The sequence below is a fragment of the Geodermatophilus sp. SYSU D00696 genome, from assembly GCF_054050235.1.
Genome location: NZ_JBJGYY010000018.1, coordinates 1 through 13535, shown reverse-complemented (window position 1 = coordinate 13535; position 13535 = coordinate 1). Strand labels below are relative to the sequence as shown.

Below are 13535 nucleotides of genomic sequence, written 5' to 3'. Positions count from 1 at the left end.
GTGACCTGCCGTCACGCCCCACCGTGCTCCCGGTCTCACCCTAGGCGGCGGGCTCGTCGTTGTCCGTCGTCCGGGCGATCGCCACGATCGTCACGTCCTCGGGCAAGTTCATGAGCTTGACGCCCATGGTCGCGCGATCCTTGTTGTGGCGCACGCCGTTGACCGGCGTCCGGATCACCCCGCCGCCGGACGTGATGGCGTAGAGCTCGTCGCCGAGCCGCACCGACAGGGCCCCGACCAGGGCACCCTTGCGGGCCTTCGGGTCGGCGGTGAGCACGCCCTTCCCGCCGCGGCCCTGCGGCGGGTAGTTCTCGATGCCGGTCCGCTTGGCGAAGCCGCGCTCGGTGGCGACGAGGACGTCGACGCCCTCCTCGACCACGATCATCGACAGCAGCCGGTCCCCGGGGGACAGCGAGATCCCGCGGACGCCCTCGGTGGCCCGGCCCATCGGCCGCAGGGTCGCGTCGTCGGCCTTGAACCGGATCGACATCGCGGCCCGGGTGACCAGCAGCAGGTCCAGGTCGGGGTCGATGAGCGCGGCCCCGACCAGCTCGTCGCCCTCGCGCAGGTTGATCGCGATGACACCGCCGCTGCGCGGGCTGTCGAAGTCCGACAGCCGCGTCTTCTTGACCTGCCCGTTGGCCGTGGCCAGGACCAGGTACGGCGCGACCGAGTAGTCCTTGATCTGCATGACCTGGGCGATCCGCTCGTCGGGCTGGAACGCCAGGATGTTGGCCACGTGTGCGCCGCGGGCGGTGCGGTTGGCCTCGGGCAGCTCGTAGGCCTTGGCCCGGTAGACCCGGCCCTTGTTGGTGAAGAACAGGATCCAGTCGTGGGTGGAGCCCACGAAGAAGTGGTCGACGAGGTCGTCCTGCTTGAGGGCCGCCCCCATCACGCCCTTCCCGCCGCGGCGCTGCGACCGGTAGAGGTCGCTCTTGGTCCGCTTGGCGTAGCCGGTGCGGGTGATGGTGACGACGACCTCCTCCTCGGCGATGAGGTCCTCGACCGAGACGTCGCCCTCGTTGGCGACGAACTGGGTGCGCCGGTCGTCGCCGTACTTGTCGACGATCTCGGCCAGCTCGTCGCGGACGATCTGCCGCTGCCGATCCGGGGAGTCGAGGATCGCCTGCAGGTCGGCGATGCGGGCCTCGATCTCGGCCAGCTCGTCCATGATCCGCTGCCGCTCGAGGGCGGCCAGCCGGCGCAGCTGCAGGTCGAGGATCGCCGTCGCCTGGACCTCGTCGACCTCGAGCAGCTCCATGAGGCCGGTGCGGGCGGAGTCGGCCGAGGGGCTGTTGCGGATGAGCGCGATGACCGCGTCGAGCTGGTCGAGGGCCTTGGCGTAGCCGCGCAGGATGTGCGCGCGCTCCTCGGCCTTGCGCAGCCGGTAGCGGGTGCGCCGCTGGATGACCTCGATCTGGTGGAGCACCCAGTTGCGCACCAGCTCGTCGAGCCGCAGGGTCCGCGGGACGCCGTCGACGATCGAGAGCATGTTGCAGCCGAACGACGTCTGCAGCTGGGTGTGCTTGTAGAGGTTGTTCAGCACGACCTTGGCCACGGCGTCGCGGCGCAGCGTGATGACCAGCCGCCGGCCGACGCGGTCGCTGGACTCGTCGGCGATCTCGCTGATGCCCTGCAGCCGGCCGTCCTTGACCGCCTCGGCGATCGACTCGGCCAGGTTGTCCGGGTTGACCTGGTAGGGCAGCTCGGTGACGACGAGCTGCACGCGGCCCCGCGCGTCCTCCTCGACGGTGACGACGGCGCGCATCTTCACCGAGCCACGGCCGGTGCGGTAGGCGTCCTCGATGCCCTCGCGGCCGACGATGAGGCCGTAGGTGGGGAAGTCGGGGCCCTTGACCCGCTCCATGCACGCGGTGAGCGCCTCCTCCGGCTCGGCGTCGGGGTGCTCGAGCACCCAGTACACCGCCTCGGCCACCTCGCGCAGGTTGTGCGGCGGCATGTTGGTGGCCATGCCGACCGCGATGCCGGCCGACCCGTTGATCAGCAGGTTCGGCACGCGCGCCGGCAGGACCAGCGGCTCCTGGGTGCGACCGTCGTAGTTGGCCTGGAAGTCGACGGTCTCCTCGTCGATGCCGGCCAGCATCTCCATGGCCAGCGGCGTGAGCCGGCACTCGGTGTAGCGCATGGCGGCCGGCGGGTCGTTGCCCGGCGAGCCGAAGTTCCCCTGGCCGTCGATGAGCGGGTAGCGCATCGACCACGGCTGGGCCAGCCGCACGAGGGCGTCGTAGATCGCCGAGTCGCCGTGCGGGTGGTAGTTGCCCATGACCTCCGCGACCGGACGGGCGCACTTGACGTAGCCGCGGTCGGGGCGGAAGCCCTGGTCGTACATCGCGAACAGCACGCGGCGGTGCACCGGCTTGAGGCCGTCGCGGACCTCCGGCAGGGCGCGGCCGACGATCACGCTCATCGCGTAGTCGATGTAGCTGCGCTGCATCTCCTGCTGGAGGTCGACCGGCTCGACGCGGTCGCGGGTGGGTGTCTCGGTCACGTTTCAGATCTCCACGATCGGAGGACGATGTCGCTGGTCGGTGCTGGAAGACCCCCTCGCAGGGACCCTCCGCCTGCGCGGAGCGAGGCGGGGGGGTGCGAGGGGGTCCTTCCTCACACGTCGAGGAAGCGGACGTCCTTGGCGTTGCGGGTGATGAAGCTGCGGCGGGCCTCGACGTCCTCGCCCATGAGGATGCTGAACAGCTCGTCGGCGGTGGCGGCGTCGTCGAGGGTGACCTGCAGGAGCAGGCGGGACTCCGGGTTCATCGTGGTGTCCCAGAGCTCGCTGGCGTTCATCTCACCGAGCCCCTTGAACCGCTGGATCATCTCGTCGCGGACCTTGCGGCCCTCCTGCTTGCCGGCCGCCAGCAGCGCGTCGCGCTCCCGGTCGGAGTAGGCGTACTGGTCGCCCCACTTGCCGCCCCACTTGATCTTGTACAGCGGCGGCTGGGCCAGGTAGACGTGGCCGGCCTCGACCAGCGGCCGCATGAAGCGGAACAGCAGGGTGAGCAGCAGCGTGCGGATGTGCTGGCCGTCGACGTCGGCGTCGGCCATCAGCACGATCTTGTGGTACCGCAGCTTCGACAGGTCGAACTCGTCGTGGATGCCGGTGCCGAAGGCGGTGATCATCGACTGGACCTCGGTGTTCTTGAGCACCCGGTCGATGCGCGCCTTCTCGACGTTGATGATCTTGCCGCGGATGGGCAGGATCGCCTGGAACATCGAGTCGCGGCCGGACTTGGCCGAGCCGCCGGCCGAGTCGCCCTCGACGATGTAGACCTCGGAGTTGCGCGGGTCGGTCGACCGGCAGTCGGCCAGCTTGCCCGGCAGCGAGTTGTTGCTCAGCAGGTTCTTGCGGGCGAGCTTGCGGGCGTCCTGCGCGGCCCGCCGGGCCCGGGCGGCCGAGGCGGCCTTGGTGATGATGGTCTTGGCCTCGGCCGGGTTGGCCTCGAACCAGTGCGCGATCTGCTCGTTGCAGATGCGCTGCACGAAGCCCTTGACCTCGGTGTTGCCGAGCTTGGTCTTCGTCTGGCCCTCGAACTGCGGGTCGCCGATCTTGACCGAGACGATCGCCGCCAGGCCCTCGCGGATGTCCTCGCCGGTGAGCTTCTCGTCCTTCTCCTTGAGCAGCTTCTTCTCGACGGCGTAGCGGTTGACGATCGAGGTCAGCGCGGTGCGGAAGCCCTCCTCGTGGGTGCCGCCCTCGTGTGTGTTGATCGTGTTGGCGAAGGAGTAGACCGACTCGGAGTAGGCGTCGGACCACTGCATCGCGACCTCGACGCTCATCCGCATGTCGTTCTTGCCGACGCCCTCGTCGCCGAAGCCGAGGATCGAGCGGTGGATCGGGGTCTTCTTCGCGTTGATGTGACGGACGTAGTCCTCGAGGCCGCCGTCGTAGCGGTAGGTGATCTCGGTGGGCTCGAAGGCGGCGTCCTCGGCGCCCGGCGCGGTGGCCTCCAGGGCGACCGACTTCTCGTCGCCCAGCCCGGTGTCGGCCTTGCCGTGCCCGGGGCGCTCGTCGCGCAGGACGATGGTCAGGCCCTTGTTGAGGAAGGCCATCTCCTGCAGCCGGCGGCTGATGGTGTCGAACGAGTAGGTCGTCGTCTCGAAGATGCCGCCGTCGGCCCAGAAGGTGATCTGGGTGCCGCGCTTGGTGGTCGGGCCGACCTCCTCGAGCGGACCGGGCTTGGCCATGGCGTAGGACTGGTGCCACTCCTTGCCGTCCCGCCAGATGCGCACCTCGAGCGCGGTGGACAGCGCGTTGACGACGGTGACGCCGACGCCGTGCAGACCGCCGGAGACGGCGTAGCTCTTGCCGTCGAACTTGCCGCCGGCGTGCAGCACGGTCATGACGACCTCGACGGTCGGCCGCTTCTCGCGGGGGTGCAGGTCGACCGGGATGCCGCGGCCGTTGTCCTCGACCCGGACGCCGCCGTCGGCGAGCAGGGTGACGCGGACGGTGTCGCAGTAGCCGGCCAGCGCCTCGTCGACGGAGTTGTCGACGACCTCCCACACCATGTGGTGCAGGCCGCGCTCGCCGGTGGAGCCGATGTACATGCCGGGCCGCTTGCGGACCGCCTCGAGCCCCTCGAGGACGGTGATGGAGCTGCCGGAGTAGCTGGTGTCGGTCTGGGTCCGAGCGACCACGTGGGGCCCTTCTGTCGCGCAGCCGGCACGCGGGCACGGCCCGCGCGGGGAGGGTCCCGAGGGCGCACAGCGCCACTCAGCCGGATGCTGGGGATTCCTGCCGTCCATGTTACCGGGTCCACCGACAAGAACGGCGTCGTGCACGCCCTGACGACGCGTCTGCGCCACTCGCGGTACCGATCGCACCACCGGTCCTGCCCCCGGGCCCGACACGCCCGCCCAGGAGCGCTCACGGGCCGGAACCGGTCCGGCCGCCGGGCACCGGCCGCCGACCGCTCGCAGACTCGTCGACATGGAGTCCGCCGACCGCGCACTCACCTGTCTGGTCACCGGTGCCACCGGCTACGTCGGCGGCCGCCTCGTGCCCGAGCTGCTCGCCGCCGGCCACCGCGTCCGGGTGCTCGCCCGCTCGCCGGCCAAGCTGCGCGACCGGCCCTGGGTCGGAGAGGTCGAGGTCGCCGAGGGGGACGCCACCGACGAGGAGGCGGTGGCCCGGGCGTGCGCCGGCGTCGACGTCGTCTACTACCTCGTCCACTCCCTCGCGGCGGGTCGCGAGTTCGAGGAGCGGGACCGGCGGACCGCCGAGGTGATGGCCCGCGCCGTGCGCGGGGTCGGCGTCGGCCGGCTGGTCTACCTCGGCGGCCTGGAGCCGGCGGACGAGGAGCTCTCCCCGCACCTGCGCTCGCGCGCCGAGGTGGCCCGCGTGCTGCTCGACTCGGGCGTGCCGACGGTCGTGCTGCGCGCAGCGGTGGTCCTGGGGTCGGGGTCGGCGTCGTTCGAGATGCTGCGCTACCTCACCGAGCGGTTGCCGGTGATGGTCACCCCGCGGTGGGTGCACAGCCGCATCCAGCCGATCGCCGTCCGCGACGTGCTGCGCTACCTGGTCGGCTGCGCCACGCTGCCGCCCGACGTGCACCGCTGCTTCGACATCGGCGGCCCCGACGTCATGGACTACGCGCAGATGATGCAGCGCTACGCCGAGGTGACCGGCCTGACCCGGCGGCGGATCCTGCCGGTCCCGGTCTTCACGCCGTCGCTGTCGAGCCACTGGGTCGGCGTCGTCACGCCCGTGCCCGCCTCGATCGCCCGGCCGCTGGTGGAGTCGCTGCGCAACACCGTCGTCTGCTCCGAGCACGACATCGCGCGGTACGTGCCCGACCCGCCGGAGGGTCTCCTCGGCTTCGACGACGCCGTGCGGCTGGCCGTACAGCGGGTCCGGGACCACGACGTCGTCACGCGGTGGACCGGGGCCTCGGTGCCCGGCGCGCCGTCGGACCCGCTGCCCAGCGACCCCGACTGGGCCGGCGGCAGCCTCTACCTCGACGAGCGGACGCGGGAGACGGACGCCGCGCCCGAGGCGCTGTGGCGGGTGGTCGAGGGGATCGGCGGGGAGACCGGCTGGTACAGCTTCCCGCTGGCCTGGGAGGTGCGCGGCTGGCTGGACCGGGCGGTCGGCGGGGTCGGCCTGCGCCGTGGCCGGCGGCACCCCCGCGACCTCCACGTCGGCGACGCCCTGGACTGGTGGCGGGTCGAGGAGCGCGAGGAGGGCCGGCTGCTGCGGCTGCGCGCGGAGATGCGGCTACCGGGCCTGGCCTGGCTGGAGTTCCACGTGGAACAGGGCGGGGATGGGCGCGCCCGGCTGCGGCAGAGGGCGACGTTCCACCCGCACGGCCTGCTCGGCCACCTCTACTGGTGGAGCATCTCGCCGTTCCACGGGATCGTCTTCGGCAGCATGGTCCGCAACATCACCCGCGCCGCCGAGGCCCTCGACGAGACCGGGGACATGCGGGCCGGGCAGGCCGCATAGCGGTGCACCTGGTCGGCCGCCGGGCTCCACGGCGGTGGACCTCACCGCCCGCGGCGGCCCTCGCCCCGCGGTGCCCGACCTCACGCTGCAGAGCGAGGTCGGGCACCGCGGGGCGGGGGCGGGCGTCGCCAGCCCCCGCCGTGCTCCCCACGGCGGCGCTCACACCAGCAGCTGGGCGGAGGCGAGCTCGCGGTAGAGCGGGCTGGTCCCGAGCAGCTCCTCGTGCGTGCCGCGCGCGACCACGCGACCGGCGTCGAGCACCACGATCTGGTCGCTGTCGAGCACGGTCGACAGGCGGTGGGCGACCACCAGCAGCGCCCGGTCGGCGGCCGCGGCGGCCAGCGTCTCGCGCAGCAGCCCCTCGTTGCGGGCGTCGAGGCTGGCGGTGGGCTCGTCGAGCAGCAGCAGCGCCGGACGGGACAGCAGCGACCGGGCGATGGCCAGCCGCTGCCGCTCGCCGCCGGAGAGCAGCACGCCCTCGTCACCGACCGGGACGTCGAGCCCGCGCGGTGAGCGCTGCACGACGCCGGTGAGGCCGACGTCGGCGAGCACCGCCCACAGCTCGTCGTCGGCGGCGGCCGGCGCGGCGAGCAGCAGGTTCTCCCGCACCGTGCCGGCCAGCACCGGCGCCTCCTGCTCGACGTAGCCCAGCTGGGCGCGCAGCGCGGACCGCGGCAGCCGGCGGACGTCGGTGCCGGCCCACCGGATCGTGCCGCCGGTCAGCGGGTAGAAGCCCTCGACCAGCGCCAGCACCGTCGACTTGCCCGCCCCCGACGGCCCGACCAGCGCCACCCGGCTGCCGGCCGGCACGGTGAGCGAGACCCCGTCGAGGACCGCGGTCCCGTCCGGGTAGGCGAAGGAGACGTCGTCGAGCTCGAGCAGCGGCACGCCCGGCGCCGGCACCCGGGGCGCCGTCGTGGCGCCGCCGACCTCGGGGGCGTCGTCGCGCTCGGGCTCGAGGACGAGGACCTCCTGGATGCGGGCCAGCGCACCCAGCCCGGTCTGCAGCTGCGTCCACGCCGACACCGCCTGGCCCAGCGGCATGACCAGCAGGAACAGGTAGAGGATGAACGCGACCAGGTCGGCGACGGCGATCGAGCCGGTGGCCACCCGGTAGCCGCCCAGCCCCAGGACGGCGAGGAACGCACCCTGGACGGCGATCGAGCCGGCCGGCGCCACGAGCGCCTGCACCCGGGCCACCGACACCCCGGCGCGGTAGGCGCGCTCCGCGCTGGTCCCGACGGCGTCGACCTCGCGCGCGGTGGCGCCGCTGGCCCGGATGGTGCGCACCGCCGACAGCGCCCGCTCGACGGCCGCCGTCATCGCGCCGACCTCGTCCTGCGCCCGGCGGGAGAGCCTCCGCACCCGCCGGCTGCTGAGCACCACCACGGTCATGCCGACCGCGACGGCGGTGACGGTGACCAGCAGCAGCCAGACGTCGACCAGCGCCATCGCCGCCAGCGCCCCGACGGCGACCACCGCGGAGCCGGCCACCTCGACCACACCGGAGGTCACCGTGGCCCGCAGCAGGGTGGTGTCCGCGCCGACGCGGGACATCAGGTCCCCGGTGCGACGCCGGTCGTACTCGGCGACCGGCAGCCGCAGCAGCCGGTCGGCGACCGTCCGGCGGGTGGAGAGGACCACGCCCTCCCCGGTCCGCTGCAGCAGGTAGGACTGCACCGCGTCGAGCACCGCCCCGGCGACGAGCACCAGCAGGAGCAGGGCGACGGCGGGCAGCAGCGGGTCACCGGCGCCGACCGCGGCGATCACCCGCCCGGTCAGCGCCGGCTGCGCGAGTGCGGCCGCCGCACCCACCAGTGAGAGCCCGGCGGCCAGCAGCAGCGGCCGGCGGTGCGGCCGGACCAGCGGCAGCAGCTCGCGCAGGCCGGCGGCCGGCGCCGACTCGGCGGTGGTTCCGGGAGTGGTCCCGGCAGTGGTCATCGAGGCGTCAGAAGACGCCGGCGAGCGCGGCCACCATCGCGCCCAGCAGGCGGGCGTGGTGCTCGATCAGCTCGGGGCGCTGGCCGTCGGGGCGCACCGCGGCGAGGTGACCGGCCGCGGTCCAGAACTCGTCGCCGTCGTCGCTGCCCAGGAGCAGGCCGCGCACCGTCGCGTCCTCGACCAGCCGCCGGACCCCGGGCGTGTCCTCCGCGGCGAGGAGCACCCAGCGGGCGTCGAACGCGGGGTCGCCGCTGGGCAGGTGCAGCAGGCCGCCGGTGCGGTGCCGCCAGAAGCGGGCCGGCGCGAGCCGCAGCGGCGGCAGCGGCAGCAGCACCGGCGCCGCGGTGACCGCGTACTCCGGCACCACGCTCCGCTTGTCGACGAAGACGACGTCGAACGCGACCAGCTCCAGGCTGCCGGCGCGGCCGCGCATCACGCCCGCCGGGCGGTGCTCCCTCGTCGCCCGCACGGGAGCGGTGGCCACCAGCTCGGCGAGGACGGCGTCCTGCGGGGCGGTGCCGTCGGAGATCTCCCAGCCGTGCTGCAGCGCCCAGCCCTGCGCGCCGACGGGGTCGCCCTGGTAGCGGAACACCTGCTCGACGACGCCGGGGGTGCGCGGGCGCCGGGCCGGCGGGGCCCAGGTGATGGCGCCCGGGGCGGCGCCGGCCGGCTCGCGGTCCCGCTCGGCGTCCCGCTCGCCCCCGCGGTCGGCGTCGCGGTCGGTGTCGCCGAGGTGGGCCGGCTCCTGCCAGCCGCCGTCGCCGGGCCGCCGGTCGCCGTCGGGCCCAGAGCCGTCGGGCCCGGAGCCGTCGGGCCCGGAGCCGTCGGGCCCGGGTCCACCGGCTCGGGGGTCGTCGCCGCGGGGGTCGTCGTCGCGCGGGCTGCTCATCGCTGCACCGTCCTCCCGGGACGCCGGCGCCCGGCGTCCCTCATCCGTACGTGTCGCGGGGCCCCCGCCCGCGGACCGACCGCGGGCCCTTCTTCCAGCTCGGGGCCGTCGGTCCGACAACGCGCAACCGGGTCACCACGTCCCCGCCGACCGAGGCGCGCAGCCGGGCCAGGATGGTGGGGGCCAGCAGCCGCAGCTGGGTGGCCCACGCGGTGGACTCCGCGACGACGAGCAGCTCGCCCTCGGTCAGCGTCTCCGGCCGGCAGTGCGCCGCGATGTCCGGGCCGACCAGCGCCGACCAGCGCCCGAACACCGCCCCCACCCGGGTGTGCTCGGTCCAGTCCTGCGCGCTGACCAGCGAGTCGACCAGCCGGGCCAGCGGCTGCGGGTCGTCGTCGCCGGGACGCGGGCCGGTCCAGTTCCGCCGCGGGCCGGCCACCCGGCGGCGGGTGGGCGCCGGGCGCGCCGCCGACGCCGCGCGGGCCGCCTCCAGCGCGGCGCGGGCGATGTCGCTGGGCCGCGCGGGCCGCTCGTCGCTCACGGGGTCCCCTCCTCGTCGGCGACCAGGATGGCCGTCCCCTCGCCGACCTCCACCCGGGCGCCGCGCAGCTCCTCGGGCACGTCGTCGAGGACGGCGGCGGTGATGAGGGTCTGCTCGGCGGAGCGGGCGACCTCGGCCAGCGCGGCGCGCCGCCCGGCGTCGAGGGTGGCGAAGACGTCGTCGAGGACCAGCACCGGCTCCTCGCCGTCGGCGCGCAGCAGCGCGAAGCAGCCGAGCTTGAGGGCCAGCGCCAGCGACCACGACTCCCCGTGGCTGGCGAAGCCCTTGGCCGGCGCCGGCCCCAGGTGCAGCACGAGGTCGTCGCGGTGCGGGCCGACCAGCGTCATGCCGCGGTCGACCTCCTCGCGGCGGCGCTCGGCGACCCGCTCGCGCAGCGCCGCCGACAGCTCGGCCGCCCGGGGCACCGGCGCGTCCGGCGGCAGCGCGGCGCCGTCCCCGGCCAGCGGCACGGTGCTGGCGTAGCCCAGCCCCGCGGCGGCGGCACCGGGCCCGGCGACGGCGGCGTAGGACCGGGCCACGTGCGGGGCCAGGTCGGCCACCAGCCCGAGGCGGGCGGCCAGCAGCTGACCGCCGAGCTCGACCAGGTGGGTGTCCCAGACGTCCAGGGTGGCCAGCGCGTCGCCGCGGGCCAGCCGCGCGGTCTTGAGCAGGGCGTTGCGCTGCCGGAGCACCCGGTCGTAGTCGCTGCGCACCCCGGCCAGCCGGGGCGTGCGGCTGACCAGCAGGTCGTCGAGGAAGCGGCGCCGCTCGGCCGGGTCGCCGCGGACCAGCGCGAGGTCCTCCGGGGCGAACAGCACGCTCTTGACCAGGCCGAGCACCTCCCGCGGCCGCGGCAGCGGGGAGCGGTTGACCCGGACCCGGTTGGCCCGGCCCGGGTTGATCTCGACCTCCACCAGCAGCTCGCGGTCCTCGCGGCGCAGCGCCGCCCGGACCACCGCCTGGCCCGCGCCGTGGCGGACCAGGGGCGCGTCGCCGGACACCCGGTGGCTGCCCAGCGTCGCGAGGTAGCCGACCGCCTCGACGAGGTTCGTCTTGCCCTCGCCGTTGCGGCCGACGACCACCGTGGGACCGGGCCGCAGCGCCAGGTCGACCTTCTCCCAGCTGCGGAACTCGACCAGCTGGAGGTGCCGGACGTACACCTCAGCCCGAGCCGGGCGAGGTGCCTTTATCGCGATAAAGGCAGTCCTGGAGTCCGGAGCGCGCGCTCACGCGGGCCGTTCGACCTCCTGCGCCTGCACCGCGTGGACGGCGTGCCCACCGAACTGCTGGCGCAGCGCGGCGACGGCCTTCATGGTCGGCGAGTCCTCCTGGCGGGAGACGAACCGGGCGAACAGCGACGCGGCGATCGTCGGCATCGGGACGGCGTTCTCGATGGCCTGCTCGACCGTCCAGCGGCCCTCGCCGGAGTCCTCCGCGTAGCCGCGGATCCGGTCCAGGGACGGGTCCTCGTCGAGGGCACGCACGAGCAGGTCCAGCAGCCAGGAGCGGATGACCGTGCCCTGGGTCCAGGACTTGACGACGCCGGGCACGTCCTCGATCAGGTCGACGGCGGCCAGCAGCTCGTAGCCCTCGCCGTAGGCCTGCATGAGCGCGTACTCGATGCCGTTGTGCACCATCTTGCTGAAGTGCCCGGCACCCACCGGGCCGGCGTGCACGAAGCCCGCGCCGGGGAGCTCCTGGCCGGTCTCGTCGGTCGGCGACGGCGGCTTGAGCGCGTCGAACACCGGCTGGACCTTGGCGACGTCCTCCTTCGTGCCGCCGACCATCAGCGCGTAGCCGTTCTCCAGGCCCCACACCCCGCCGGAGACCCCGGCGTCGACGTACCCGATGCCCTTCTCGCGGCACATGACGTCGTGCACCTGGTCGTCGGTGTACTTCGAGTTCCCGCCGTCCACGATCACGTCACCGGGCTCGAGCAGTCCGGCCAGCTCCTTGACCGTGGCCCGCGTCGGCTCCCCGGCGGGCACCATCACCCAGACCACCCGCGGCGCCGGGAGCGCGCCGACCAGCTCCTCGAGGCTGCCGACGTCGCGCCGCTCGGGGTGGTGGTCGAAGCCGACCACCTCGTGACCGGCGCGACGCAGCCGCTCGCGCATGTTGCCGCCCATCTTGCCCAGCCCGATCAGCCCCAGCTGCACGTCCTCGTCCTCTCGTCGCGGTGTCGACCGGTGCTCATCGTGCCCGGCGGGCGGCCCTCCTGCAGGGCCCTTCGTCAGCCCGGGAGGCGCACCGGCATGATCAGGTAGCGGTAGCTCCCGGGCCGCTCGGCCGGGCGGGCGCCGTCGCCGTCGTCGGCGGCCGGCTCCTCGACGCCGGAGAGCACGGCCGGCTTGAGCGGGCTGGTGAAGTCCATCCGCGCGCGGCCGGTGTGCACCGCGGCCAGCCCGTCGAGCAGGAACGTCGGGTTGAAGCCGATGGTCAGCGGATCGCCGTCGAACTCGACGTCGCAGCGCTCCTCGGCCTGGCCCTCGTCGTCGCTGCCGCCGGCACGCAGGGTGACCTGGCCGGGGGTGAACTCGCAGCGCAGCGGCGTGCCCCGCTCGGCGACCAGCGCCACGCGCTTGGCGGCGTCGGTGAACTGCACGACCGGCAGCGTCGCGTTGGCGCTGGACTCGGAGGGCATGATCGCCCGGTACTTGACGAACTCGGCGTCGAGCAGCCGGGTGGTGGTCTGCCGGTCCTTGCCCGACAGGCCCAGGATCCCCTCGCCGGAGCCCCCGGAGGACAGCGAGACGGTGATCTCGGGGCCGCTGGTCAGCGTGCGGGCGGCGTCGGCCAGCGTGCGCGCCGGCACCAGCACCGCGGCGGAGAGTCCCGGGGTCTCCGGGCGCCAGGCGAACTCGCGCACGGCCAGCCGGTAGCGGTCGGTGGCGGCGAGCGTCACCCGGTCGTCCTCGATCTCCAGGCGCACGCCGGTGAGCATGGGCAGGGTGTCGTCGCGCCCGGCGGCGACGGCGACCTGGCCGACCGCCTCGGCGAAGACGTCGCTGTCGACCACACCGGCCGACGACGGCATCGCCGGCAGCGACGGGTAGTCCTCCACCGGCAGGGTCGGCAGGCTGAACCGGGCGTTGCCGCAGGTGATCGACAGCCGGGGCCCCTCGGCGCGGATGTCGACCGGGTGCGGCGGCAGCGCGCGGGTGATCTCGGCCAGCAGCCGGCCGGGGACCAGGACCCGCCCGCTCTCGGCGGCCTGCACGTCGACCTCCGCGCGCGCGGAGACCTCGTAGTCGAAGCCGGACACCGACAACTGGCTGCCGTCGACCTCGAGCAGGATGCCGGCCAGCACCGGCACCGACGGGCGCGGCGGGAGGCTGCGCGCCGTCCACGCGACGGCATCGGCGAGCACCTCGCGTGTCACCCGGAACTCCATGACCGACCCACCCCAGCTCTGCACGGTCCACTGCTGTCGTCTGCGCACCCGTGGTCCCCGGCGTCCGTGCAGGACCGGGGGCGGTGCTCTCTCGCCTGTTGCGGAGTTCATCGTGCCCGTCGGGGCGTGGGTGGGGGAACCCGGGACCCGATCAGGTGTCCACTCCCGTCCCTCCAGGTCGCTCCTCTCCCTGCTCCTCTCCCTGCTCCTCTCCCTGCTCCTCTCCCTGCTCCTCTCCCTGCTCCTCTCCCTGCTCCTCTCCCTGCTCCTCTCCCTGCTCCTCTCCCTGCTCCTCTCCCTGCTCCTC

9 protein-coding genes are annotated in these 13535 nt (G+C 74.0%); 1 reads left to right on the top strand and 8 read right to left on the bottom strand.

Annotated elements, in window-relative coordinates:
- Window positions 1-40: 40 nt before the first annotated feature.
- Together gyrA and gyrB are read right to left on the bottom strand one after the other, a co-directional pair.
- Window positions 41-2509: a DNA gyrase subunit A gene (gyrA, locus tag ACI79O_RS13045; protein ID WP_456914347.1), complete on the bottom strand. Its 2469-nt coding sequence runs from the start codon at window positions 2507-2509 to the stop codon at window positions 41-43.
- A gap of 113 nt (window positions 2510-2622) precedes the next feature.
- Window positions 2623-4656 carry a DNA topoisomerase (ATP-hydrolyzing) subunit B gene (gene gyrB, locus ACI79O_RS13040; protein ID WP_456875775.1) on the bottom strand — a complete coding sequence of 678 codons (2034 nt, stop codon included), beginning with the start codon at window positions 4654-4656 and terminating at the stop codon, window positions 2623-2625.
- A gap of 292 nt (window positions 4657-4948) precedes the next feature.
- On the opposite strand from gyrB, the gene ACI79O_RS13035 reads away from it, so the two are divergent.
- A complete protein-coding gene (locus ACI79O_RS13035; RefSeq protein WP_456886543.1) occupies window positions 4949-6463 on the top strand; it encodes an SDR family oxidoreductase in 1515 nt (504 codons plus the stop codon).
- Between the two features lie 159 nt (window positions 6464-6622).
- On the opposite strand, the gene ACI79O_RS13030 is transcribed toward ACI79O_RS13035, so the two are convergent.
- From ACI79O_RS13030 to dnaN, 6 genes are all read right to left on the bottom strand, one after another.
- The gene (locus ACI79O_RS13030) at window positions 6623-8404 is read right to left on the bottom strand and encodes an ABC transporter ATP-binding protein (RefSeq protein ID WP_456886545.1); all 1782 of its coding nucleotides are present in this window, start codon (window positions 8402-8404) and stop codon (window positions 6623-6625) included.
- 7 nt (window positions 8405-8411) lie between these two features.
- Window positions 8412-9293, bottom strand: coding sequence for a hypothetical protein (locus ACI79O_RS13025; RefSeq protein ID WP_456914346.1), 882 nt, complete (start codon window positions 9291-9293; stop codon window positions 8412-8414).
- A 40-nt stretch (window positions 9294-9333) separates the two neighbouring features.
- Window positions 9334-9834 carry a DUF721 domain-containing protein gene (locus ACI79O_RS13020; RefSeq protein WP_456886548.1) on the bottom strand — a complete coding sequence of 167 codons (501 nt, stop codon included), beginning with the start codon at window positions 9832-9834 and terminating at the stop codon, window positions 9334-9336.
- On the bottom strand, window positions 9831-10994 hold the full coding sequence (gene recF / locus ACI79O_RS13015) for a DNA replication/repair protein RecF (protein WP_456914345.1): 1164 nt from the start codon (window positions 10992-10994) through the stop codon (window positions 9831-9833). The genes ACI79O_RS13020 and recF overlap by 4 nt, the downstream gene beginning before the upstream one ends.
- A gap of 66 nt (window positions 10995-11060) precedes the next feature.
- Window positions 11061-11993, bottom strand: a complete 933-nt coding sequence (gnd, locus tag ACI79O_RS13010; protein WP_456875769.1) for a phosphogluconate dehydrogenase (NAD(+)-dependent, decarboxylating) — start codon at window positions 11991-11993, stop codon at window positions 11061-11063.
- A gap of 74 nt (window positions 11994-12067) precedes the next feature.
- The gene (dnaN, locus tag ACI79O_RS13005; protein WP_456875768.1) at window positions 12068-13276 is read right to left on the bottom strand and encodes a DNA polymerase III subunit beta; all 1209 of its coding nucleotides are present in this window, start codon (window positions 13274-13276) and stop codon (window positions 12068-12070) included.
- Between the last annotated feature and the right edge of the window lie 259 nt (window positions 13277-13535).